At 71.0% G+C, this 24,039-nt stretch carries 19 protein-coding genes and 1 riboswitch; of the genes, 10 read left to right on the top strand and 9 right to left on the bottom strand.

What is annotated here, in order from left to right:
- The first annotated feature begins 243 nt into the window (after positions 1–243).
- Positions 244–1,470, top strand: coding sequence for a hypothetical protein (locus IE278_RS06605; RefSeq protein ID WP_189769666.1), 1,227 nt, complete (start codon positions 244–246; stop codon positions 1,468–1,470).
- 8 nt (positions 1,471–1,478) lie between these two features.
- Positions 1,479–2,357 carry a hypothetical protein gene (locus IE278_RS06600; RefSeq protein ID WP_189769664.1) on the top strand — a complete coding sequence of 293 codons (879 nt, stop codon included), beginning with the start codon at positions 1,479–1,481 and terminating at the stop codon, positions 2,355–2,357.
- Between the two features lie 612 nt (positions 2,358–2,969).
- On the opposite strand, the gene IE278_RS06595 is transcribed toward IE278_RS06600, so the two are convergent.
- Positions 2,970–3,260: a chorismate mutase gene (locus tag IE278_RS06595; RefSeq protein ID WP_189769662.1), complete on the bottom strand. Its 291-nt coding sequence runs from the start codon at positions 3,258–3,260 to the stop codon at positions 2,970–2,972.
- Between the two features lie 545 nt (positions 3,261–3,805).
- On the opposite strand from IE278_RS06595, the gene guaA reads away from it, so the two are divergent.
- Positions 3,806–5,383 carry a glutamine-hydrolyzing GMP synthase gene (gene guaA / locus IE278_RS06590; protein WP_189769660.1) on the top strand — a complete coding sequence of 526 codons (1,578 nt, stop codon included), beginning with the start codon at positions 3,806–3,808 and terminating at the stop codon, positions 5,381–5,383.
- A 29-nt stretch (positions 5,384–5,412) separates the two neighbouring features.
- Here guaA and IE278_RS06585 read toward each other — a convergent pair whose 3' ends face one another.
- Both IE278_RS06585 and IE278_RS06580 read right to left on the bottom strand, forming a co-directional pair.
- Positions 5,413–5,895 carry a pyridoxamine 5'-phosphate oxidase family protein gene (locus IE278_RS06585; protein WP_189769658.1) on the bottom strand — a complete coding sequence of 161 codons (483 nt, stop codon included), beginning with the start codon at positions 5,893–5,895 and terminating at the stop codon, positions 5,413–5,415.
- Positions 5,896–5,969: 74 nt separating this feature from the next.
- Positions 5,970–6,533: a hypothetical protein gene (locus tag IE278_RS06580; RefSeq protein ID WP_189769656.1), complete on the bottom strand. Its 564-nt coding sequence runs from the start codon at positions 6,531–6,533 to the stop codon at positions 5,970–5,972.
- A gap of 352 nt (positions 6,534–6,885) precedes the next feature.
- Here IE278_RS06580 and IE278_RS06575 point away from each other — a divergent pair, with 352 nt between their 5' ends.
- On the top strand, positions 6,886–7,680 hold the full coding sequence (locus tag IE278_RS06575; protein ID WP_189769654.1) for a class II aldolase/adducin family protein: 795 nt from the start codon (positions 6,886–6,888) through the stop codon (positions 7,678–7,680).
- A gap of 79 nt (positions 7,681–7,759) precedes the next feature.
- On the opposite strand, the gene IE278_RS06565 is transcribed toward IE278_RS06575, so the two are convergent.
- Positions 7,760–8,812, bottom strand: coding sequence for a DUF4429 domain-containing protein (locus IE278_RS06565; protein ID WP_246570027.1), 1,053 nt, complete (start codon positions 8,810–8,812; stop codon positions 7,760–7,762).
- A gap of 211 nt (positions 8,813–9,023) precedes the next feature.
- Between IE278_RS06565 and IE278_RS06560 the strand changes: the two genes are divergently transcribed.
- Together IE278_RS06560 and IE278_RS06555 are read left to right on the top strand one after the other, a co-directional pair.
- Positions 9,024–10,325, top strand: a complete 1,302-nt coding sequence (locus IE278_RS06560) for a hypothetical protein (protein ID WP_373311917.1) — start codon at positions 9,024–9,026, stop codon at positions 10,323–10,325.
- Positions 10,326–10,491: 166 nt separating this feature from the next.
- Positions 10,492–11,028, top strand: a complete 537-nt coding sequence (locus IE278_RS06555; RefSeq protein WP_189769652.1) for a DoxX family protein — start codon at positions 10,492–10,494, stop codon at positions 11,026–11,028.
- A gap of 163 nt (positions 11,029–11,191) precedes the next feature.
- On the opposite strand, the gene IE278_RS06550 is transcribed toward IE278_RS06555, so the two are convergent.
- Both IE278_RS06550 and IE278_RS06545 read right to left on the bottom strand, forming a co-directional pair.
- Complete coding sequence (locus IE278_RS06550) at positions 11,192–11,455, bottom strand: hypothetical protein (RefSeq protein ID WP_189769650.1); 264 nt, start codon at positions 11,453–11,455, stop codon at positions 11,192–11,194.
- On the bottom strand, positions 11,442–12,953 hold the full coding sequence (locus tag IE278_RS06545) for a PspC domain-containing protein (RefSeq protein WP_189769648.1): 1,512 nt from the start codon (positions 12,951–12,953) through the stop codon (positions 11,442–11,444). Before IE278_RS06545 ends, IE278_RS06550 begins: the two co-directional genes overlap by 14 nt.
- A 468-nt stretch (positions 12,954–13,421) precedes the next feature.
- Between IE278_RS06545 and IE278_RS06540 the strand changes: the two genes are divergently transcribed.
- Positions 13,422–14,705: an ATP-binding protein gene (locus IE278_RS06540; protein ID WP_189769646.1), complete on the top strand. Its 1,284-nt coding sequence runs from the start codon at positions 13,422–13,424 to the stop codon at positions 14,703–14,705.
- Positions 14,702–15,481 (top strand): LuxR C-terminal-related transcriptional regulator, encoded by a 780-nt coding sequence (locus tag IE278_RS06535; RefSeq protein ID WP_189769644.1) that lies wholly within the window; start codon positions 14,702–14,704, stop codon positions 15,479–15,481. Before IE278_RS06540 ends, IE278_RS06535 begins: the two co-directional genes overlap by 4 nt.
- Positions 15,482–15,643: 162 nt before the next feature.
- On the opposite strand, the gene IE278_RS06530 is transcribed toward IE278_RS06535, so the two are convergent.
- The gene (locus IE278_RS06530) at positions 15,644–16,708 is read right to left on the bottom strand and encodes a C40 family peptidase (protein WP_189769642.1); all 1,065 of its coding nucleotides are present in this window, start codon (positions 16,706–16,708) and stop codon (positions 15,644–15,646) included.
- A gap of 475 nt (positions 16,709–17,183) precedes the next feature.
- Here IE278_RS06530 and IE278_RS06525 point away from each other — a divergent pair, with 475 nt between their 5' ends.
- The gene (locus tag IE278_RS06525; protein WP_189769640.1) at positions 17,184–17,537 is read left to right on the top strand and encodes a hypothetical protein; all 354 of its coding nucleotides are present in this window, start codon (positions 17,184–17,186) and stop codon (positions 17,535–17,537) included.
- A gap of 134 nt (positions 17,538–17,671) precedes the next feature.
- Here IE278_RS06525 and IE278_RS06520 read toward each other — a convergent pair whose 3' ends face one another.
- Positions 17,672–18,838, bottom strand: a complete 1,167-nt coding sequence (locus IE278_RS06520) for a C40 family peptidase (RefSeq protein ID WP_189769638.1) — start codon at positions 18,836–18,838, stop codon at positions 17,672–17,674.
- A gap of 7 nt (positions 18,839–18,845) precedes the next feature.
- Positions 18,846–19,018, bottom strand: a riboswitch (cyclic di-AMP (ydaO/yuaA leader).
- 505 nt (positions 19,019–19,523) lie between these two features.
- Here IE278_RS06520 and pcrA point away from each other — a divergent pair.
- Complete coding sequence (pcrA, locus tag IE278_RS06515; protein ID WP_189769635.1) at positions 19,524–22,064, top strand: DNA helicase PcrA; 2,541 nt, start codon at positions 19,524–19,526, stop codon at positions 22,062–22,064.
- A gap of 174 nt (positions 22,065–22,238) precedes the next feature.
- Here pcrA and IE278_RS06510 read toward each other — a convergent pair whose 3' ends face one another.
- Positions 22,239–23,936, bottom strand: coding sequence for a M23 family metallopeptidase (locus IE278_RS06510; RefSeq protein ID WP_189769633.1), 1,698 nt, complete (start codon positions 23,934–23,936; stop codon positions 22,239–22,241).
- Positions 23,937–24,039: the final 103 nt, after the last annotated feature.

Here is a 24,039-nt window from a genome sequence, read left to right as displayed (position 1 = left end):
AGGTCACGGCACGAGATTCGGGAGGCCTCCGCGTGGCGGTCGCGGGTATGGCCGTTGGTTGCGTGAGTGAGACCTGTGACTCCTGTGAAGGGTTGTCCTCGAACTCACAGAATTCTTATGTGGGCTGGGTCACACGCGGGCCCGACTTGTGAACTCCCGTACCCACGCCTTAGAACTGACCCTCGGTCGACTGTTCGAGCACGTCGACCCGTACGTCGGCCATGGGGGAGAGGCGCGAGCGCTGTGAGTGAGAAGCCGTCCGGGCCGTCCGGACAATCCGGGGAACCCGACGGGTCCGGGGAGTCCATACCGGACGACGTGTGGGACCGGTTCGTCCAGGACAGCGAGCGGGACATCCGGCTCTCGGAGGCGCCCAAGGAGCCGTCCGCGCGCGCCCGCATGGTGACCGAGCGGCTGCGCCGGCAGGAGGCCCGCGGTGAACTGCCCCCGGCCTGGCGCGCGGATCCCGTCGGCCCGCGGGCGAAGGGGCGCGGAGCCCGGCGCCGCAAGGTGTGGACGGCCATTGGTGTCCCGCTCGCCCTCGCGGTGGCCGTGGTGGCCATGAAGCCGTCCCTGCTGCCGGGCGACCCCTTCGGCACGGACGCGAACGCGGACACCGGCTCGCGGAGCGCGTCCCCCCTGCCCGTGGAGACCGCGCCCGAGACCGCGGCGCCGGGAGCCGCGCCGGGAACGCCCACCCTGGACGAGCCCTTCGCCGGCTCCCCGGCCGCGCGGTACGCCGACGGCGCCGCCGGGATCGTACTGCCGGAGGCGAAGGCGGTCGGGGTGTTCTCGAAGGCGCAGGTCGAGGCGGCCCTGGAGCAGAGCAAGGTCCTGCTCGTCGACGCGAACATCAACGGCCGGACGCTGCTCGGAGGCACCCCCGAGACCGTCCTCGGCAAGGTGCTCGACCCCAAGCAGCCCGAACTGGTCGACGAGCTGAGGTCCAGTCTGCGCAAGCCGGGCAAGGGCCACGACCCCCTGCGTTTCTTCAGCCGCTTCGACCGGGACGAGGTACGGCTCGTCGGTGACGTGGTCAAGACCCGTGGCCGTACGACGTTCGAGGCGGGCGCGGCCGGGGCGCTGGACATCCACGTCGACTACACCTTCGTGTACGCGCTGGCCCCGGCCGACCCGGACTCCACCGAGGTGGCCCGCACCATCGTCCGCCGCGTCATCGACCTGCGGCTCCTCGACCCCGCGAAGTACGAGGCCACGCCGGGCAGGCTCGCGGTCACCCGGTACGACGACGACATCGCCAACTCCGCCTGCGACGTCCACGACGGTTTCCTGCACCCGCGGCTGGCCTCCGTCGGACCGACGGGCGCGCCTCCGAGCGGGCCCGCGGTCGACCCGTACGACCGCAGCCGGGACATCGGAGACGACTCCGGTGACGCCGGGGACTCCACTGACTCCGGCAGCTCCGGTGACTCCGGTGCGGAGCCGTGTGGGACGGTGTCGCGGACATGATGACAAGCATGAGGACGAGGTTCTCGCGCCCTCTGGTGGCCGCCGCGGCCGTCGCGGCCCTCGGCTGCGTCGCGGCGTGCGGCGCAGGAGGAGACGCTGACGCCGGTCAGAACGGGAAGTCGGCGCGGTCGAAGGCGGGTGGGCGGACGGACGACGGGGAGATGGCGAAGACCCCCGCCGAGGGAAGCCAGGACGCCGAGGACCCGCAGGACCCTGGGGGTACGGGGGACACGCAGGACACCCGGGACTCGCAGGACACCGGGGGTCCGCAGGGCTCCTCGGGTGGCGCGCCGAAGAGTGCCGGGCCCCTGACCAAGGCGCAGTTGAAGAAGGCCGCGCTCGCGACGGACGACGTCAAGGGCTTCGAGGTCAAGGAGTCGGAAGGCGCGGACCTCCTGGGCCAGACCGTCCCGGCGACCCCGTCGAAGTGCCAGCCCATCGCCGACATGTTCCTGTTCTCCACCGACCCGGCCTCGCGGGCGGGAGTCAGCCGCGGTGCCGTGTCGAAGGACGAGACGAACGCCTCGGTGATCACGTTCGCCCTCCTCGCCTACAAGTCAGGCGAGGCGGACGAGGTGATCGACGGCCTGCGTTCGGCGACCACGGGCTGCACCGCGTACCGGCACGCCGACTACGACTACAAGAACGTCAAGGCGGCGGCCGACCCCGGGCTCGGTGACGAGTCCGTCGCGTTCAGGCTGGTCGCCTCGATCGAGGGGGCGCAGGTGCCCGCCGCGTACACGGTCGTCCGCGACGGTACGACGCTGGTGGCGTTCAGTTCGATGAACATGCTGGACGCGGACGACATCGAGGTCCCGGCCAAGCTGGTCAAGGCGCAGCTGGCCAAACTGGCCAAACTGGCGAAACTGGCGAAGACGACCGGCTAGCCGGCCAGGACAGGCGAAGGGCCCCACGGGACGATCCGCGGGGCCCTTCGTGGTCAGCACCGACGTCAGGGCAGCGCCGGTGCCTGAGGAGGCGGCGCCGGGGGGTAGCGCCGCTTTTCGGCTTGTCCGCCGGTCTGCGCCCGGCGCACTCGGGGAGTGCGCGTGGTCTCGACCAATGACGGTAGGGCGGTGCAATACGGCTGTCGTTCGAGGACTCGGGGTGTTCTAGGCATCGTGCTCGATGGGCCGCGGCCTCCGCAACCGTTTCGACCGCCCTTGCACAGATTCCGCCGGTCGGCTCCGGGCGTCCCCGGAGCCGACCTCTCTTGGGTGACCGGGCTGCTGTCCCCTGCCGTCCGGTCACTTCTCTGGAACGAGGTCCCACGGCGCACTTGCGTACGCCTCCCGTTCCAGCGGAGCCACGCGTGGTTCTTCGGGCCCGCCCCTGGCTGGCACGGACATCGGGAGAACGAAGCCCGTCGGGGGACGGTCACGCGCCGTACGGGTGAGAGGGCATGCGTACGTGCGTGCACCGGACGTCCGTCGTACGCGCCTGTCGTACGGGATGCGCGGACGCGTACGAGGCCTTCAGCCGGCGCTCCTCCGGCATCCTCAGACGCGGCCGCGGCACAGCTCCAGCAGGGTCATCGCGAGGGCGGTGCCCGGCTTGCCCAGGGCCTCCCTGTAGTGGCCGAGCACCTCCATCTCGCGCGACAGGTTCACCCGGCGGCCACCGGAGGTGATCCGGGCCTCCTGGATGACCGCGGAGACGGCCATGCGTTCCTGGACCAGGCCGATGATGCGGTCGTCGAGGGTGTCGATGCGTTCGCGGGCGCCGGTGATGACGTCGGCGGCCTCCTCGGTGCGGGCGCCGGTCTTGTCCGTGGCGGTGGCTGTGCTCATTTCGGGGGCTCCTCTTGGGGTGGGGTGCCCCGGAGCGGCAAGGTCCGGAAAACGCCAGGCGCCCCGGGCCTTGTCGGCCCGGGGCGCCTGGGAAGTCGCTTGTCAGTTGCTCAAGCAGCACGACCATGGCAGCCGGGGGGCCGGGTGCCATAGGTAAAGACGGAGGTCTGGTGCGTGAGCATGGAAGCAGTATGCCCGCGCACGCGGCAGGGACCAACCCGGTTCGCATCCTGAGACACCCTTTTCCTCGCCCCCGCCGCCCCTTCCCGTTCCCGTCCCTGTCATGGGGGCTGCGCCCCCTCGCCCCCGCAATCGCGCTGCGCGCTCGTCCTCAAACGCCGGACGGGCTGAAGATTTCGCCGACGGTCCGCGAATCTTTCAGCCCGTCCGGCGTTTGAGGACCGGGGGTTCGGGGGCGGAGCCCCTGAGTCAGTGACGGGAACGGGTAGGGGCGGCGGCGGCGAGAGAAGGGCGTGGCCCCCCGCTCCCCGGGACCCCCGTTAGAATCAAACGCACAGCCCCGCAAAACCGCCGGAAGGCAAACCGTGCCAGAAGCGTCCCCCGCCGCCACCCCCGACACCGTCCTGGTCGTCGACTTCGGCGCGCAGTACGCCCAGCTCATCGCCCGCCGAGTCCGTGAGGCCCGGGTCTACAGCGAGATCGTCCCGAGCACCATGCCGGTCGACGAGATGCTCGCCAAGAACCCCGCGGCGATCATCCTCTCCGGCGGCCCCTCGTCGGTGTACGCGGAAGGCGCCCCCCGCCTCGACGGCGCACTCTTCGAAGCCGGCGTCCCCGTCTTCGGCATGTGCTACGGCTTCCAGCTGATGGCGACCACCCTCGGCGGCACGGTCGACAACACGGGCGCCCGCGAGTACGGCCGTACGCCGCTGCACGTCAGCAAGTCCGGCTCGACGCTCTTCGAGGGCACCCCGGACGAGCAGTCGGTGTGGATGTCGCACGGCGACGCCTGCTCCGCCGCCCCCGAGGGCTTCACCGTCACCGGCTCCACGGACGTCGTCCCGGTCGCGGCCTTCGAGAACGACGAGAAGAAGCTGTACGGGGTCCAGTACCACCCCGAGGTCATGCACTCCACGCACGGCCAGCAGGTGCTCGAACACTTCCTCTACCGGGGTGCGGGCCTGAGCCCGGACTGGACCACGGGCAACGTCATCGAGGAGCAGGTCGCGCTGATCCGCGAGCAGGTCGGCGACAAGCGCGCCATCTGCGGCCTCTCCGGCGGCGTGGACTCCGCGGTCGCCGCGGCCCTCGTACAGAAGGCCATCGGCACCCAGCTGACCTGCGTGTACGTCGACCACGGTCTGATGCGCAAGGGCGAGACCGAGCAGGTCGAGAAGGACTTCGTCGCGGCGACCGGCGTACAGCTGAAGGTCGTGGACGCGGAGGAGCGCTTCCTCACCGCGCTCAAGGGCGTCTCGGACCCCGAGGAGAAGCGGAAGATCATCGGCCGCGAGTTCATCCGGGTCTTCGAGCAGGCCCAGGCGGAGATCATCGCGGACGAGGGCCCGGAGGTGGCCTTCCTGGTCCAGGGCACGCTCTACCCCGACGTGGTCGAGTCCGGTGGCGGTACGGGCACCGCCAACATCAAGTCCCACCACAACGTGGGCGGACTCCCCGAGGACCTTGAGTTCCAGCTGATCGAACCGCTGCGCCAGCTCTTCAAGGACGAGGTCCGGATGGTCGGCCAGGAGCTCGGCCTGCCGGACGAGATCGTCCAGCGCCAGCCGTTCCCCGGCCCCGGTCTCGGTATCCGGATCGTCGGCGAGGTCAACAAGGAGCGGCTCGACCTGCTCCGCGAGGCCGACGCCATCGCCCGCGAGGAGCTGACGGCCGCCGGTCTCGACCGCGACATCTGGCAGTGCCCGGTCGTGCTGCTCGCCGACGTCCGCTCCGTCGGGGTCCAGGGCGACGGTCGCACGTACGGCCACCCGATCGTGCTGCGACCCGTGTCCTCCGAGGACGCGATGACCGCCGACTGGTCGCGGCTGCCGTACGACGTCCTCGCGAAGATCTCGACGCGCATCACGAACGAGGTCGCGGACGTCAACCGGGTCGTCCTCGACGTGACGTCGAAGCCGCCGGGCACCATCGAGTGGGAGTAATCCCCCGGGTGGCCCGGTAGCGCCTGGGCTCAGGTCCGTCTGAGCGTGCGCACCGGCACTCCGGGCTGCCAGATCTGGACGACCAGATACGTGTCGTCCTCGACGTAGGTCCGTACGACCTCCGTCAGTTCGGTGCGGAAGAGGTGGAACGGCTCCGGCGGTTTCACCTCTTCGCTGTACCCGGCCTTCTCCTCCGGGTCCTGCACCTCGACCGCCCGGCCCGCGATCCGCACGTCGCCGCCGGCCATCTCCGTGCCCGGCCCAGGGTTCGCCTGCAGGGCGAAACGCGGATCCCGGCGCAGGTCCAGCGCCTTGAGGGAGTCCGGCATCATGCCGAGCCACAGCTCCCCGTTCAGGAAACGGACCTCAAGACCGGAAGTGCGGGGCGACCCGTCCTTGCGGAGGGTCGCCACGACGTGGTGCGTGAAGGCCGCGAACCGTTCCTCGACGATCCTCGCGAGATCCTGCTCCGCGGCGGTGAAGGCGGCCCAGTTCGACGTCGTCCGAGTCATATGGGTCCTCCGTGTCATGCGAGTCATCCGAGCCATGCGAGTCATACGACGAGTGTGGCGCCGATACCCGACATCTAGTGGCGTCTTTTCGGCAGCGAGGCGCGCAGGTTGGTCCTGCGGGAGTTGCGGTCCGCCGACCGCAGACGGCGGGCCAGCCGGTCCTTCCGCACCACCTCCAGGCGCAGGAGGAGCGCGAACACGGCGGCCATCATGACGCCCGCGGCGAGCGAGGCCGTCCAGCCCGCGGGTATCAGCAGCAGCGCCATGAAGGACGCGCTGGCGGTCATGAACACGGCCTTGTGGCGCCAGTCGAGGTCGTCGTCCAGGGCGTCGAACTCGATACGGGCCTTCAGCAGACTCACCGTCGGCGCCACGTCCGGCAGGGGTCTCAGCGTGCCGGGACGCATACCGGGGGCTCGGCCCGCGGCCAGCCGGCCGAGCGCCGCCGTACTGCGCTCACGGGCCTCGGGCCGGCGGTCGCGCACCAGCCGGACCTGGAGTGTCTGGCCGACCCGGCTCGTCCGCTCGTACCGGAAGCCGTACTGCACGGCGATGTAGGTGAGTGCGGCGAGGCGGCGTGGGGATCCGCCCCGGTCGTCCAGGACGACCACGTCACGCGTGGCGACCTGTCGGAGCATGTCCGTGATGAGCCGCTCGGCTCTCGTGGGCCGCGTGGTCCTAATGCTCCGCGTGGTCCTCTTGGTTCTCTTGGCTCTCTCGATGTTCCTCATGTTCTTCATGGGCGGGACGGTGATGCGGTCGCGGCGCGCGGTCCGCACAGCGTGTGGGGAAGGCTGTGCACGGGGGGTCCCTCCAGGGAGCGTCGGGGCGGGCGCCCGACGGGTGTGATGGCTCCGGTCAGGCAGACCAGCGATCTCGTACAACGGTTGTGCACTCTCTTCTTCGACATCTCTGTTCTCCCGCGCTGACCGCCGGTAACTTCCCGCCCGTAAACACGTACGGAGTCCGCCCCTCAGGGCTGGAGGACATATGCACGGGCCGACACCGCCCCTGCCCCTTCCCACCGACAGACTGCGGTTCGCGATGCCGCCCATGCACGAGTCGCTCGACGACGAGCGCCGGCACCGCAAGGAACGCCTCGCGGGCGCGCTGCGGCTCTTCGGGCGGCTCGGGTTCGAGGACGGGGTCTCCGGCCACATCACCGCGCGCGACCCGGAGTACAGCGACTGCTTCTGGGTGAACCCGTTCGGAATGCCCTTCAAGCATGTCACCGTCGGCGACCTGGTGATGGCCAACGAGGACGGGCAGGTGCTGGAGGGCCGCTATCACGTGAACCAGGCCGCGTTCACCGTGCACGCCCAGGTGCACGCGGCCCGGCCCGACGTCGTCGCGGTCGCCCACTGCCATTCGGTGCACGGGCGCGCGCTGTCCGCGCTCGGCGATCTCCTCGACCCGATCACCCAGGAGAGCTGCGCGTTCTACGAGGACCACGCGCTGTACGACGCCTACTCGGGGGTCGCCGTGGACGCCGAGGAGGGGCGGCGGATCGCCTCCGCGCTCGGCTCGTACAAGGCGCTCGTGCTGCGCAACCACGGGCTGCTGACGGTGGGCGACTCGGTGGACGCGGCGGCCTGGTGGTTCCTGTCCATGGAACGGTCCTGCCAGGTGCAGCTGACCGCGCGCGCGGCGGGACGGCCGGTACTGATCGACCACAAGCAGGCGGTCGCGACACGGGAACAGGCCGGCGGGGACCTGGTGGCGTGGATCAACTACCAGCCGCTGTGGCAGGACATCAGCCGCAGCGAGCCGGACCTGCTGTCCTGACGGCACGCCGTCCCGAGATGTCTCGCCCATGAGATCCGCCCGGCCTGCCACAACGCTGGAACCGGCAGTGGAAACGGCGCTAGAAGTCGCGCAGCACGGCCGCTTTCGTCGTCGCGAACTCCTCGTCGGTGAGCACGCCGTCGCGATGCAGCTCGCCCAACTCCCGCAGCCGCCGCAGCAGTACGTCGTGAAGGTCTTCCGGAGGCGATTGGGGGGACTGAGGCGATTGGGGAGCGTGGCGCAGTTGGGGAACCTGGGGGGCTTGAGATGCCCGGGATGTCCGGGGTGCCCCGGGCGGTACGGAGTCCTCGGCGGCGGCCTGGAAGCGGGCCGGATCACCCCGTACGAGTTCGCCCCGTGCGAGTTCGCCGCGTACGGACTCGCCTCGTACGAGTTCGCCCCGACCGTGCCCGCCGGCCGTCCGGGCGGACGGGTGCGGAAGGCGTGCCATGACCGCCGTGGCGACGAGGGCCGTGAGCAGGTCACGGCGCGCGCTGCCCCACAGGTCGAGCGCGAACGGGTCCTTCTCCGGCGGCAGCTTGGAGAACACCGAGTCGTTCGTCACGAACCGCAGGAAGCCGTCCTCGTAACCGGAGTTGAGCAGCCACTCCACCTGCACCAGATCCGGCAACGCGATGATGCGCGGCCCGGTCGCGCGCTTCACCCGGTCCGAGGTGTCGCTCCAGTCGATACGGACCCTGGTGCCGTCGAAGGAGACCGTGCCGTCGCTGGAGCGGACCGAGACGGGCACGGGCGGGCCGGGCAGGAGGTACGCTCCGGCCGGTTCCTTGGGGATCTGTTCGATGAGCAGGGCGTGCCGGATCTCCTCGGCGACGTACTCGGCGACACCCGAACGGTCGATGTCCACCAACAGCCGGTACGGGTCCGCCGCGTCGGGCAGCCGGCCCCCGGTCGCCTGGAGGAGCGGGTCGGCGCCCTCGCGGAGTCTCAGCCGCAGCCTGCCGCGCTTGCGTTCGGGCTCGTAGACGACACCGGCGACCGCTTCGAGGGGCACGGCGATCTCTCCGTACGTCTGCCGGAACAGCGGCACGGAACGGTGCAGTCCCGGGGTGATCCGGACCGTGCTGCCGTCGAAGGCCCAGGTCCCGTCGCGCTGGATGATCTCGGCCATACGGAAATTCTCGCAGCCGGGTCAACACGGGGGTGGCCGGTTCACCCGCGCTGACCAGACCTGGCGGACGCGGGGGGTGTGCGGTACGGCACAATGCGCTGTCGTCACAAGGCAGTTGTGCGGCTGTGCAGGTGTGCGGTGGGCGCGTGTGCGGTGGGCGGGCGCACGGCCGATGAATATTCGACAGAGCGTACGGAAGGCGGCAACGGGCGTGGCGGTGCAGGAGACGGGACAGGGCGTGGGGCGTGACCCCGGCCGGGGTCCCGGTCGGGGCGGGCACGAGGGCGGCTGTGCCTGCGGGGACTGCCCGCACGGGGCGCGCGAGGGTCATCGGCGGGCCGTCGCCGCGTTCCTCTCCAAGCGGGACGAACTGGCGTCGGGGCAGGGGCTGCCGGCCGCGGTCGCGCACTCGGCCGGGGCCTCGCGGCAGTGGGTGTCGGACGCGCTGACCCAGTCCGCCGACCTCGTCGCCGAGCGCGGCCGGGCCGAGGGAGAGGTCTGGCTCGGTCTCGTATGGCGGCGGACGGTCGCGTCCGTATGGGGTCTTGTGGCCGTCCTGCTGCTGGTGCAGGCGCTCACCGCGATCGGCGCGGGCTGGACGTCCGCGCGCACCGCGGGGCTGCTCGCGGCGGTCGTCGTGGCCGTGGCGCTGACCGCGGCCTCGTGGTTCCACCGGGCGCGCGGCGGGGTGCTGGCGCCGGTCATCGGTGAGGACAACCGGCTCTCCACCTCCCGTGTGGTGGCCGCCGGCTGGGTGCTGTTCGTCGTCTACGCCGTGCTGGTCCTGGCCGGGCGGCTGGCCGGGGCGTCCTCGCACACCGAACGGGACTCCCTGATCGAGGGGCTCGAACTCGCCCGGGGCGCGGGCATCGTGACCGTCCTCGCCGTCGTGTGCGCGATCGCCGTCCTGGTGCGGCGGGTGGTGGGGCTGCGGGTTCTCGGACAGCGGCTGCAGAAGGTACGGGCCGACCGGCCGCGGGCCGCCGACCTGCTGACCGACGACTCCGGACGCGGCAGCTTCGCGGACACGCAGTACGCCGTGCTGGGCGCCGTCGCGCTGGTGTTCGCGGCGGTACGGCTGGCCCGGCGTCCCGAGCAGCTGCCGGACCTGCCGTGGGGACTCGCGGTCATGGTGCTGATCTCGGCCGCCACGTATGTCGCCGCGAAGTACGCCGAGGGCGGGCGGCCGGTGATCCTCTCGGTCGTGCGCTCGCGCGAGGCCGGGGACCTGGACGCGCCGATCAGGACCGGTGACGACATCGAGATCCGGGGCGCCGGGTTCGTGCCGCCCGGCGCCCAGAGCGCGGACCGGCTGTCGCGGATGGTGGTGCGGATCGGCGCGGTGCATGTGCACGTGCCGCTGGTCCCGGTACCGGGCGGCTTCAGCAACCCCTCCGACGCGGTCCTCACCGTGCCGGTACCCGCGGACGTCGAACCGGGCCGGGTGGAGGTACAGGTCGTCACCGCGGCGGGCGTGGAGACGAACCGAGTGGAGATCGACGTGACGGACTGACGCGGCTTGGGCCACTGCGGGATTCCCGCCTTTCCGGGGATCAAAGAGGACGATCGGGTGGACGTGGTGAAAATTTGTGCGTCCGCCCCTGAGCGAGGACTCGTCCCCGTACGTATTGTCTTGTTGAGGGGTGAACCGTTCGGCGGTTGAGAGGTGGCGGAGGGCTATGGCTCACGGCATGCGCATGGACACGCACTCCGGATACTCGGACGACGACGGCGGCGGCGACTGGCGGGACACCGCGACGCGGTACGCGCTGCTGCCCCTGCGCGTCTTCCTCGGCGTCACCTTCATCTACGCGGGGCTCGACAAACTCACCGACAGCGCGTTCCTGTCCGACTCGGGCGCCGGCTCCATCGGCGACATGATGCGCGCGGTCCGTGACTCGTCGGCGATCCCCGCTCTCATCGACCTCTCTCTCAAGAACCCCGTCGGCTTCGGCTACGCCATCGCCCTCGGCGAACTCGCGGTGGGCATCGGCACGCTGATCGGCCTGCTGGCCCGCCTCGCCGCGCTCGGCGGGGCACTGATCTCGCTCAGCCTCTGGCTGACGGTGAGCTGGGCCGCGGACCCGTACTACTACGGCAACGACCTCCCTTACCTGATGGCCTGGCTGCCCCTGGTACTCGCCGGAGCAGGCGTGTTCTCCCTGGACGCCACACTCCGCTCCCGCCGAAGGCGCAGGGCTGGCGCCGGCTATTAGAGGGGCGGGCTTGAGGGCACACCGATGGTTTGCAAGCGTGCAGCCCGGTTGGTCCGCAGGCCGATGAGCCTGCGGACCGACCGGCCTGTGTGCTGCTGACTGTTCGGCTGGGGCCTGCGGAGCCTGCGCCTGAGGCCGGGCCGAGCCCCAAGCCGCGCCGCCCTCAGCCCGGCGTACCCGCGCTGTCCCGCGTAGACGCAGACGCAGCCCCAGCCGCACGCGCCGCACGGCTGCGTATGCGGCGTCGTATCCCGTGGGCCGCGCTGCCTGTGAGAGCCGCCAGGCACAGGCCTGCCGTGACGAGCGGGATCACCGCGAACCACGGGGTCTCCCAGAGGCCACCCGCGTCGCCCGCGTAGATGACAGCCGTGAGGGTCAGGAAGAGACCCGCCACGAGCCGGCCGGGCTTGAACTCATGACGTCGCACGCGCCACCTCCGCCTGTCCGATACCGACTTCGAGAGTGAGGTCGAGCGTGCCGCCGTCCTTGCTCCCTTCCGCGGGCGCGAGTGTCAGGTCCTTGTGCTTGCCGGGAGCCACGTCCACGTCCTGCTTGTCGTCCCCCGGCAACTGGATGTCCCCGACGCCCACTTCGATGTTCAGCCTCACCGTCACGTCCTTCGGTACGACGACCTTGAGCTGGCCCATGCCCACCTCGGCGTTCGTCGTCACGGTCCGGCCCTTGCCGAGGTCGATCCGGCTGAGATCGAGCGTGCCGACGCCCGTGCCGAGGTCGTACTGCTCCTGTACGGCGGCCGCCGTGGCCGGTGTCCAGTCCACTCGCTCCCAGTGGGTGGTGATGTCCGCCGGCAGCGCGGCCGAGCAGGCCAGCAGCCCCGCCGTGACGATCGCGAGGAATATCGACCCCGCTCCCGTACGCCCGCGGAACGAGCTGACCGCGATGCCCAGCCCGAACACGGCGAGCGCGCAGGCCAGGCCGGTCTGCAGGCTGGCGCCGAGCGTGCGGTCCTCCCAGGTCAGATGCGTACCGAGCGCGCCGGCGACGAGGGCGAGCAGGAACACCCGGCCGCCGATCCCGCTGGGGCCGCGCGGTGTGGCGTCCCGCGTCCGTATCTCCCGGTCGGAATCGCCGCCGTGCGCGATGGTGATCGCCGCCGTGATGTCCCGGTCCCACGTGCCCTTGGGGCCCCACAGATAGCCCGTACCGCCCTCGTACGTCCCGTCCTTGACGATGGGCTCCCGCCACCAGGAAGGGAAGGCGCCCGGTACGGGTGGCGCCTGCGCCTCGGGCGGGGCGTCGGCGACGGCCTGCGCGGCTATGGGCCCGCCCCTGCCCGAGCGCACCCGGGAGCTGGGGGACGGGTCGGGGACGTCGGTACAGCGCTGGCGCGACCAGTAGCCGGCGCCCGCGAGGAGCAGCGAGAGCGTCGCGGCGAAGGTGAGCACGCTCGCGTTGTTCAGCATGGAGAGGAACACACCGCAGCCGACCAGTGCGAACAGCACGCCCGCCAGCGCCTGGCCGTCGACCCGGCCGGTGAGGAGCTTGCGCACCTCGTTCTCCTCCTCGTCGTCGTACGGGACGAAGAGCCAGGCGAAGCCGTAGAAGATGAGGCCGAGACCGCCGGTCGCGGAGAGCACCGCGAGCACGATCCGGAAGATCACCGGGTCCATGTCGCACTGCCGGCCGAGCCCCGCGCACACCCCGCCCAGCATCCGGTGCCGCTGGTCACGCCGGAACTTGCGCGGAACCTCGGGCACCACCGGGTCCTCGTGCGCACGCCTCTCCCCGGGCGCACGCGGTTCCTCACCGGCGGTGGGCGCGGTGGGCGCCGGTGCGTCCGTCCGGGCGCCCGCCGCAGGCACGGAGTCCTGCGGCCCGCTGCCCGGACCCGGGGCCGCACTCGCGCCAGGGCCGGTGCCCGGCCCTGGCCCCGGATGCGCCGCGGCGTGCTGCTGATCGCTCATACGTCCATGGTGACGGCCGCGACGGCCGGACGGCAGTCGTCACGACCCTGGCCGAACCCTGAATTCCACCCCGGCACGACCCTCAGAGCCGCACGACGCCGGTCGACGGGGCCGTGGGGTGCCGGGTGCCGGTGCCTGTGCGGCATGACGGCGGGGGCGTCCGGGCGACGCGATGCCGACGCCCGAACCCGTGACGCCGGAGCCCGCGACGACCGAGCCCGCGACGCCGGTGCCGGAGAGAGAGGACGCCGGCGTCCGAGCCGAGCGGTGCGACCTGGCTCGCGCACGTGGCACCGACGTCCAGGCCGCTAGACGCCGACGCCCGGGCGGCTCGGGCGCCGGCGTCCGAGCCGCGAGCCCTCGGTTGCCGCGCCCCCGACACCCGCCAGGCGTCGGATTCGAAGATCAGGGGAGTCTCGGGGGTCGACCCTGATGCCCGGTGGCGCCCGGCGTGTGAACATCGATGGCATGCCGGACGCCGCAGCCCTGACCATCGAGGACCCACGGCCTCCGCGCAAGCTCTACCGCAGCAGCGACGGACGCTGGCTCGGGGGCGTGGCGCGGGGGCTCGCCGGGCATCTCGGCCTGCCCGTGATCTGGGTCCGGCTGGTCTTCGCGGGCCTGTTCATGGCGGACGGCCTGGGTGCCTTGCTGTACGCGGCGTTCTGGTTCTTCGTCCCCCTCGGCGTCGGCGGCGTGGACGCCGAGAGGCCCCCCGCCCTCGCCACCGAGACCGCCCCCGACGGCCGCCGCAGGCTCGTGGCCCGCAAGCCCGACAAGGGCCAGATCGTCGCGCTGCTCGCGATGGTCGTGGTGGCCCTGATCTTCGTGGGGAACGTGGATCTGAGCGGCGGCGCCAAGGCCTACCTCTGGCCCACCGTCCTCGTCGGCGCGGGCGTGGCCCTGGTCTGGCGCCAGGCGGACAACGCCCGCCGGGCCCGCTGGATGGAGGTAGGCCGCCGCAAGCGCACGATCAGCCTGCTCCGCTCCGCGGCCGGTGTCCTGCTCGTCGCCGCGGGAGTCTCCGGGATATTCGTTCTGCAGGGCTCCGCCGCCCACCTCGGTTCGGTCCTGCAGGCCGCGCTCGCCGTCCTCGTCGGGATAGCGCTGCTGGCCGGTCCGTATCTCGTGCGCATGACCCAGGACCTCTCCGAGGAGCGCCTGATGCGTATCCGCGCCCAGGAGCGGGCCGAAGTCGCCGCGCACGTCCACGACTCGGTGCTGCACACCCTCACCCTGATACAGCGCAACGCGGAGAACGCGAGCGAGGTCCGACGCCTCGCCCGCGCCCAGGAGCGCGACCTGCGCAACTGGCTCTACAAACCGGAGGGCACCGGCAAGGACGAGGCGGACGAACCCGACACCCTCGCCGAGGCCGTCAAGCGCAGCGCCGCGGAGGTCGAGGACAAGCACGGGGTTCCCATCGAGGTCGTGGTCGTCGGCGACTGCCCGCTGGACGACCGGATCGGTGCCCAGATGCAGGCCGCGAGGGAAGCCATGGTGAACGCGGCCAAGTACGGTGGCGACGGCGGCGCGGTGCAGGTCTTCGCCGAGGTCGAGGGAAGGACCGTCTTCGTGTCGGTCCGGGACCGCGGTCCCGGATTCGACCTGGACTCGATACCCGCCGACCGCATGGGCGTCAGAGAATCGATCATCGGCCGCATGGAGCGCAACGGCGGTACGGCCAGGCTGCGCGCGGTGCCGGACGGCGGCACGGAGGTCGAGCTTGAGATGGAGAGGGCGGAGACATGAGCGACGCGAACGAACCGACCGGAGCGGCCGGAGCAGTCGGGCCGAACGCCGGCGCGGCCGGTGCGGGTGCGGCCGGCGCGGGCTCGGCGGCGGACCCGGCGGCTTCCGCGCCCGGGCGGCGGGTGCGCGTGGTGCTCGTCGACGACCACCGCATGTTCCGTACCGGAGTCCAGGCGGAGATCGGGCAGACCGAGCGGACCGGCGTCGAGGTGGTCGGCGAGGCCGCGGACGTCGACCAGGCGGTCACGGTCATCACGGCGACCCGCCCCGAGGTGGTCCTCCTCGACGTGCACCTCCCCGGCGGCGGTGGAGTCGAAGTGCTGCGCCGCTGCTCGCCGTTGATGGCCGACCCCGAGCAGCCGGTGCGGTTTCTCGCGCTGTCCGTGTCGGACGCGGCGGAGGACGTCATCGGAGTGATCCGCGGCGGCGCCCGCGGGTACGTGACGAAGACGATCACCGGCACGGATCTCGTCGACTCCGTCTTCCGTGTCCAGGACGGCGACGCGGTCTTCTCGCCCCGCCTCGCCGGCTTCGTCCTCGACGCCTTCGCCTCCACGGACGCCCCGCCGGTCGACGAGGACCTCGACCGCCTCACCCAGCGCGAGCGGGAGGTCCTGCGCCTCATCGCCCGCGGGTACGCCTACAAGGAGATCGCCAAGCAGCTCTTCATCTCCGTCAAGACGGTCGAGTCCCATGTCTCGGCGGTCCTGCGCAAGCTCCAGCTCTCCAACCGCCACGAGCTGACACGGTGGGCGACGGCACGACGCCTGGTGTAGCACCTGCCCGCCGGCCGCCGGCCGATGGTGGGCCGTTCCGGCGTGGAGGAGTTCCGCGAGCGGGTCGGCCTGGTCGCCGAGGCGGTGGGACTCGTGGTGGAGTAGCCGTGGACGTAGCCGACGGGAGGGGTAGCCGTGGGTGCGCGACGGCGCGTGGTCCCCTCACGCCACCCGCGTCGCCCCCGCGAACGGCATCTCGTCGATGGGTGCGACCCGTACCGGCGCCGACGGGTTCGGCGCGTGGACCATCTGTCCGTTGCCCACGTACAGCCCCACGTGGCTGATGCCCGAGTAGAAGAACACCAGGTCACCGGGCTGGAGTTCGGCACGGGAGACGCGTTGGCCCGTGTTGATCTGCGCGTATGTCGTGCGGGGCAGCGAGATGCCCGCGGAGCGGTACGCGGCCTGCGTCAGCCCCGAGCAGTCGAAGGCGTCGGGGCCGGTGGCGCCCCACACGTAGGGGCTGCCGAGCTTCCCGTAGGCGTACGAGACCGCTGCCGCCGCCCGGGCGTTGGGTGCGGTCGTGGAGGGGGAGCCCTGGCCGAGGCCGCGGGGGGCCTGCCCGGAACGTGAGGCGCGTGCGGTGTCCGGGTCGTCCGCGCCGATGCGGGCCCGGTCCGCGTCCGGCAGCCGCGACAGCAGTTGGCGTGCCTCGCCGAGCTTGCCGGTGACTGTCTTCTTGTGGCGTTTCAGGTCCGCCTGCCGTGCCTTGAGCGAGGTGAGTTCGATGTGCGCGGCACCGCGCAACTGCTCGATGTCGCGCAGCTGTGTGCGTACGCGGGAGACCGCCGAGGCCTGCCTGCTGCCGGCCCGCTCGGCGAACGCGGCCCCGTCCAGGTACTGATCGGGGTCCGAGGAGAGCATCAGCCCCAGCGAGGGATCGATGCCGCCGTCCCGGTACTGGGCCGTCGCCAGCGAACCGAGTGCGACGCGCTCGGAGTTGAGCCGTTCCGTCTTGCGCGCCGCCTCGTCCTGCAAGGTGCCGAGCCGGTCGGCCGCCTTCGTGGACTTCTCCTTCGCACCGTTGTACTTCTCGGTGGCGACCTCCGCCTCCTGGTACAGCTTGTCGACTTTCGCCTTCACCTGGGCGGGCGTCAGCTCGGGCGCGGCGACCCCCGTCCCGTCGAACCCGGTCGCGCTCGCCGCGCCCGCGAGGGCGATGGTGAAGGCGGTGCGGGCCGTACCGCCGCCGAACGAGCGCTGTCTGGGCTTGCGGTGCGCTGCCACGTGCGATCCACGTTCCTTCCGTACGGCCGCCGGGGCACTCGTATGTCCCGACGGTGGCCCTCAGGGGCTGATTGCACGTCCGGCGGCAGCCCGCACAGGGGGAGCGGGCCGCCGCCGGACCTCTTGGCGGTGGTGCCGACTGCCGCCCTGGCCCGGGCGGTTGTGGTGGGGAGCCGGTCACCTGGGGAAGGACGCTAAACCTCGGGATGTGCCGGTGGTAACGGCATGTACGGAAGTGGTGCCACTCGGCCATGAGCTGATCGGGTACGACCGTGATCCGGGCCCGCTGCCACCGACTTGGCGTGGTGGGGTGACCGATGGGCGCGTTGTGGGGGAGCGGGACGGGCGACGGTGCTATGGACTTTCGCCCGAAGCCCGCCTGAGGCCCGCCTGCGGCCCCGCTGAGGGCCGCAGGGAGCACGGGCGGCGGGCCGGTGGGAGGTGGCATGCGGGCGTCCGGTTAGGGTCCGGGCTCATGGACGTACTCATTCATGTCTTCGTCGCCCTGCACATCATCGGCATCGCCTCCCTGCTGGGCGGCTTCCTCACGCAGCTGAGGGCCATGGGCGACGGCACGGCCCGTTTCACCCCCGCCATGCTCCACGGCGCACTGACCATGCTGGTCACCGGCGCGGTCCTCGTCGGCCTCAACCAGGCCGACGACCAGACCGTCAACAACATCAAGATCGGCGTGAAGCTGGCACTCCTGGTCGTGATCCTCGGCCTCGTCTACGTGAAGCGGGACGACGAGAAGGTGGAGAAGGGCCTGTTCGCCCTGGTGGGCGGGCTGACCACGGTGAACATCTTCATCGCGGTGCTCTGGACCTGAGCGACCGTCCCGGAACGCGACCGTCCCGGAACGCGACCGTCCCGGAACGCGACCGTCCCGGAACGCGACCGTCCCGGAACGCGGACGGGGTACGGCACACTCGCGCCGTACCCCGTCCGGACCCGCACAGGCCGCTAGCCCGGCCGCACCACGCTGTGGATCGGCATGTAGTAGATCGACTCCTCGCGGACGTACGCACCCGGCTTCGGGGCGTGGATCATCATGCCGTCGCCGATGTAGATGCCGACGTGGCTGATGTCGTCGTAGAAGAAGACCAGGTCGCCGGGCTGGGCGTTGTCCACGGAGACCGTCGTGCCGGTCTCGACCTGGTCCCATGTGGTGCGCGGGAGGGTCACACCGGCGGCCTTCCAGGCGGCCTGGGTCAGGCCGGAGCAGTCGTACGAACCGGGGCCGCTGGCGCCCCAGACGTACGGCTTGCCGATCTGGGCGCGGGCGAAGGCGAGCGCCTTGGCCGCCTTGGTGGAGGAGGCGGAGTCCGCGCCCGGCACGCTCCCGGTGCCCGTACCGGTGCCCGTACCGGTGCCCGCGGCGGTTCCCGTGCCCTGCGTCGCCGCCTCCTGGCGCCGGCGCTCCGCGTCGGCCGCCTGCTGCCGCGCCAGCTCGTCCGCCTTGCGCCGGGCCTCTTCCTGCTTCTTCCGCTCGATCGCGGCGAGGCGGGCCTTCTCCTCGGCGGTCAGCCTGGAGAGGAGCTCGCGCGCCTCGGCGAGCTTCCGCTGGACGTCGGCCTTGGACGTCTTCAGCGTGCTCTGCGTCGTGGTGAGCGTCTCCAGGCCCTCGGATGCCTCCTGCCGCTTCTTCGACGTGGTGGCCCGCTGGGTGACGTACTCGTCGACGGCCTGCTTCTGGCGGGCGGTCAGCCGGTTCATCAGCTGGGTCTGGTCGAAGTAGTCCTGCGGGTTGTCCGCGAGGAGGAGAGAGGCCGTGTCGGGGGCGGAGGCCCCCGTGCGGTACTGCGCCGCGGCGAACGTCCCGAGCGCCTCACGCGCGCTGTTGAGCTTCTCCGTACGCTGCGCCACGTCGTCGAGGAGCGTGGCGACGCGCTTGCGCTGCTTGGTGGTCTTCTCCTTGGCGGCGTTGTACTTCTCGGTGGCCGTACCCGCCTGCTGGTAGAGGTCGTCGATCTTCTTCTGGACTTCCTCCGTGCTCGGCCTGGGCTCCGCGGCCGGCGAGGCGTCCGCCGTCTGGGAGAGCAGGGCCACCGAGGTCAGGGCGGCGGTGGCGATGGCCGGTGTCCGGATGCCCAGGGAACTGGGGGGCCGCGACTTGCGGTGTGGCGCCACGAGGGCGTCTCCTTCCGTCATCCGCCTACCGAGTTAGCTGTCGGGTTCGGGCGAGTGCTTCGGAAGGTTTGCCCTACGGTCCGTGTCCCGCGAGGGAGTTCGGACCGATTCACCCCAGGATCGGTTGGGTCCCCGGTTCCGCAGGCCACGAGGGCATGACGGATTCGGCGGAGGCCGCTCGGCCCGGCGTTGTTCGCCGGTGCGGGTCGAGCGGCCTACGCGAAAGTTAGCCAATACGTGTGGCACCTGTGAAGTTTGATGTGCGATATGCCCGATACATTTTCGTGACCTGGACCACGACTGTCGTCCGTCGACGCCAATTGGTCGCGATCTGCTCCGAGTTGTCCCTGAGGGGGGCGGCGGCGGGGCGGTCGGGGTGCGGAGTGGCGCCCCGCGCCGACGGGCCGGTTCCGGTCGGCTCGGCAGTTACCTCCGGCGGGTGGTGTGCTCGTGCGCCCTGTCTCTGCACGCTTATACGGAGGCCATCCGTGCGCGGTTCAGGCGACGGGTGAAGTTGGCCCCCTGTAGCGGTGTCGTCGCGCACCGCATCGATGCCGCGGTGGTCGCCATCTGTAGTGGCGCGCTCATCACGGGTGAGGCTCTGGCCTTGGCTCCCGGCCCGGATTCCGCCGAGTTTCCGGGGTGGCGGCGGGGTGTCAGTGGGGGCGCCTAGACTCGGAGAGCGATGAGCAGCCTCTTTGATGACAGCTTCCTGGCGGACCTCCAGCCCCCTCCGGCCCATGAGGATGAGCCCCCGCCGCCGCCCGACGACGAGGAGCCGGACCACGCTCCGGACGACCTGTTCGGCGGGCGCTTCGACGTTCCTCCGAGCAGGGACGGTTACTACCGCGGCGGCGCCCCCCGGCCGCTCGTGGACCCGGCCGCGCTCCTGGACGGGCTGAACGAGAACCAGCGCGCGGCGGTGGTCCACCACGGCTCACCCCTGCTCATCGTGGCCGGCGCCGGCTCCGGCAAGACCCGGGTGCTCACCCACCGCATCGCGCACCTCCTCGGCGAGCGCAAGGTGCACCCCGGCCAGATCCTCGCGATCACCTTCACGAACAAGGCCGCGGGCGAGATGAAGGAGCGCGTCGAGCAGCTCGTGGGCCCGCGGGCGAACGCGATGTGGGTGATGACCTTCCACAGCGCGTGCGTGCGGATCCTGCGCAGGGAGAGCAAGAAGCTCGGCTTCACGTCCTCCTTCTCGATCTACGACGCGGCCGACAGCAAACGGCTCATGGCCCTGGTCTGCCGTGACCTGGATCTCGATCCCAAGCGCTTCCCGCCGAAGTCCTTCAGCGCCAAGATCTCGAACCTGAAGAACGAGCTGATCGACGAGGAGGACTTCGCCGCCCAGGCCTCCGACGGTTTCGAGAAGACCGCCGCCCAGGCCTACGCGATGTACCAGTCGCGGCTGCGCGAGGCGAACGCGCTGGACTTCGACGACCTGATCATGACGACGGTCAACCTCCTGCGCGCCTTCCCGGACGTCGCCGAGCACTACCGCCGCCGCTTCCGTCACGTCCTCGTGGACGAGTACCAGGACACGAACCACGCGCAGTACTCCCTCGTCCGGGAGCTCGTCGGCAGCGCCACGGACCCCGTCGCGCACCCCGAGGACGTACCGCCGTCGGAGGCCGACCTTCCGCCGGCCGAGCTGTGCGTCGTCGGTGACGCCGACCAGTCGATCTACGCCTTCCGCGGCGCGACGATCCGCAACATCCTCCAGTTCGAGGAGGACTACCCGAACGCGACGACGATCCTGCTGGAGCAGAACTACCGCTCCACGCAGACGATCCTGACCGCCGCCAACGCGGTCATCGAGCGCAACGAATCCCGCCGCCCCAAGAACCTGTGGACGAACGCCGGCGCGGGCGCGCGCATCACCGGCTATGTCGCCGACACCGAGCACGACGAGGCGCAGTTCGTCGCCGAGGAGATAGACCGTCTCACCGACGCGGGCGACGCGAAGGCAGGCGACGTCGCCGTCTTCTACCGTACGAACGCCCAGTCCCGTGTCTTCGAAGAGATCTTCATCCGGGTCGGCCTGCCCTACAAGGTCGTCGGCGGTGTCCGCTTCTACGAGCGCAAGGAGGTCCGGGACGTCCTCGCGTACCTGCGGGTGCTCGCGAACCCCGAGGACTCCGTACCGCTGCGCCGCATCCTGAACGTGCCCAAGCGAGGCATCGGCGACCGCGCCGAGGCGATGATCGACGCGCTCTCCCAGCGCGAGAAGATCAGCTTCCCGCAGGCGCTGCGCCGCGTCGACGAGGCGTACGGCATGGCGGCCCGCTCGACGAACGCCGTCAAGCGGTTCAACACGCTGATGGAGGACCTCCGTACGATCGTCGAGTCCGGCGCCGGACCGGCGACCGTCGTGGAGGCGATCCTCGAACGCACCGGCTACCTCGCCGAGTTGCAGGCCTCCACCGACCCCCAGGACGAGACCCGCATCGAGAACCTCCAGGAACTCGCCTCCGTGGCCCTGGAGTTTGAGCAGGAGGCGGCGGGCGGCGAGGTCGCGACCGCGAATGAGGGTGAAGCCGAGGCCGAGGTCGGTACGCCGACCGGGCTGGCCGCCTTCCTGGAGCGGGTGGCCCTGGTCGCCGACTCCGACCAGATCCCCGACGAGGACGAGGACGGCTCCGGGGTCATCACCCTCATGACCCTGCACACCGCCAAGGGCCTCGAATTCCCGGTCGTCTTCCTCACCGGTATGGAGGACGGCGTCTTCCCGCACATGCGCGCCCTCGGCCAGACCAAGGAGCTGGAGGAGGAGCGGCGGCTCGCGTACGTCGGCATCACGCGCGCGCGGGAGCGGCTGTACCTGACGCGGGCATCGATGCGCAGCGCGTGGGGGCAGCCCTCGTACAACCCGCCGTCCCGCTTCCTGGAGGAGATCCCGGAGGCGCATCTGGACTGGAAGCGCACGGGTTCGATGGGGGCGGTGGCTTCCGGTCCGGTCGGCGGTGTGGCGGCTTCCCTGTCCTCGTCCCGTTCCCGTTCGGCGGCCTCGGGCGCGTCCGGTTTCGCGACGCGGCGCGGTTCCTCGGAGAAGCCGGTGGTGGCGCTGGCGGTCGGAGACCGGGTCACCCACGACCAGTTCGGCCTCGGCACGGTGGTCGGAGTGAAGGGCATGGGGGCGAACTCGGAGGCGACGGTCGACTTCGGCGGCGAGAAGCCGAAGCGCCTGCTGCTGCGGTACGCGCCGGTGGAAAAGCTCTAGCGCCGGGCGGGACGGGACTTTCGAGCGGGGCCGCGCCGACCGCGCGGCTCCGCCGAGCGAGCGGTTCCGCCGAGCGAGCGGTTCCGCCGAGCGAGCGGTTCCGCCGAGCGAGCGGTTCCGCCGACCGCGCAGCTCCGGCGGTCCGGGGGGCCGCCGAACGGGCGCTCTCGGGTCCTAGGTGGGGTCGATGCCGTGGCTGCGCAGCCACGGAAGCGGGTCGATCGCCGAACCTCCGCCGGGGCGCACCTCGAAGTGCAGGTGCGGGCCGGTGGAGTTGCCGGAGTTGCCGGAGTACGCGATCGGGTCGCCGGCCTTCACGACCGTCCCCGAGGCGACCTTGTACGTGGAGAGGTGGCAGTACCAGGTCTCCGTGCCGTCCTTGGCCGTCACGATGATCATGTTCCCGTAGGCGCTGTTCCACTGCGTACGGACGGTTCCGTCCGTCGCGGCCATCACCGTCGTGCCGTACGAGACCGGGAAGTCGATACCGGTGTGCACGGACATCCAGTTGATGCCGGCCTGGCCGTAGTAGGCGCTGAGCCCGTGCCGTGCGACCGGCAGCGCGAACTTCGGACGCAGCCGCTCCTTGCGGGCCGCCTCGGCCGCCGCCTTCTGCTTCTCGGCAGCCTGCTCGGCCTTCAAGTCGATACGTTCCTGCGTCCGGCTCGCCCGGTCCGCGAAGTCGTCCGCGTCCGCGGAGAGGCTTTCGAGCTGGGCGTCCAGCTTGTTGTTCGCGACCGACGGCTTCACGACGCCGGCATCGGGCGCGGCGGCCGTCGTCTGGACGTCGTCTCCGCCGTCGCCACCGGTCACGGACGCGGCGGCGATACCGGCGACACCCATCACACACGCCGACGGTACGGCGATCGTCAGCAGCGCGGAGCGCTTGGGCGGTGTGCGGCGCCGCGACCGGGAAGCGGAACGTCCGGCCGCGCGGGACCCGGCGCGGGAGGCCCGCGCGCCGCCGGCGACGGGAGTGATCTCCTCGACGCCGTCGAGCAACTCGGGCTCGTCGTCGCCGTCATCGTGCGTACGGGCGTGCGTGTCGGGGTCCGCGTCGGCGAGGTCGTCGGCCTCGGTGTGGCCGGAGTGTTTGAACTCGCTCTGCGCGGTTACCTGTTCCTCGAACGGCACCTGCTCGAACGTGGCGGTGGCCTGCTGGTGGAACGACTCCCGCTGGTCGTACGCGTCCTGCTCGTCGTAGGACTCGTGCTGCGCCTGCGGGTGGAGCTGGGTGTGGGACTGGGGCTGCTCGCCGCCGTCCGAGTTCCAGGCCGTGGCGTCGTACGTGCCCGTTTCGAAGGTCGGCGCCGTCCACTGCTGGGTGGGCTCGGCCTGTTGGGCCTGCTGCCAGGCGTTCGCGTCCCACTGCCCGGTGCCGTCGGGGCTCGTGGCCTGCGTCGGGATCTCACCGAGCTGCTGATAACCGGTGTCCGGCCAGACGCCGCTCGTGTCGTAGCTGCCGGTCTCGTAGGCGGCGTGGTGCTGGGCCGCGTACGGGTCGTAGTTCAGCGTCTGGTGACTGCCGGTGGAATCAGTCCAGTTACCGCTGTGGGACGCGTCGGTCGTGGTGCCGTACGAACCCGTTCCACCGCCGCTCCCGTCGGTTCCGCTTCCGTTGCCGGGCAGATCACCGAAGAGGGGGTCCGTGTCGAACGTGGTCGTCGCGTAGGCGCCCGTCATGTCGTAACCACCTGTCGTGCCGTACGAACCGGTGGCGGCCGGGTCAAAACCGGTGGCGGGATATGTGTCGTACGTGGTGAAGTCGCCGTGCGGGGCGCCCTGCTGGCCATAGGACGCGTAATGCGCCGAGGCGGCCTCGGGAGCCGGAGCCGGGGGAGTTACGGTCCCCGACGGGTGACGGTCGTTCACCAACTTCTCTTTCGCCTCGACAACAGGGGCTGGCAGAGCAGTGCGGCGACTGTACCCGGCGGTATGCGGGCGCGACAATCTTCGGCAGGTTTCCTCCTCTCAG

The organism is Streptomyces tauricus (assembly GCF_014650955.1).
GTDB classification, from domain to species: domain Bacteria; phylum Actinomycetota; class Actinomycetes; order Streptomycetales; family Streptomycetaceae; genus Streptomyces; species Streptomyces tauricus.
Note: the sequence above shows the minus strand (reverse complement) of the source record. Positions and strands in the feature narration are given on the sequence as shown.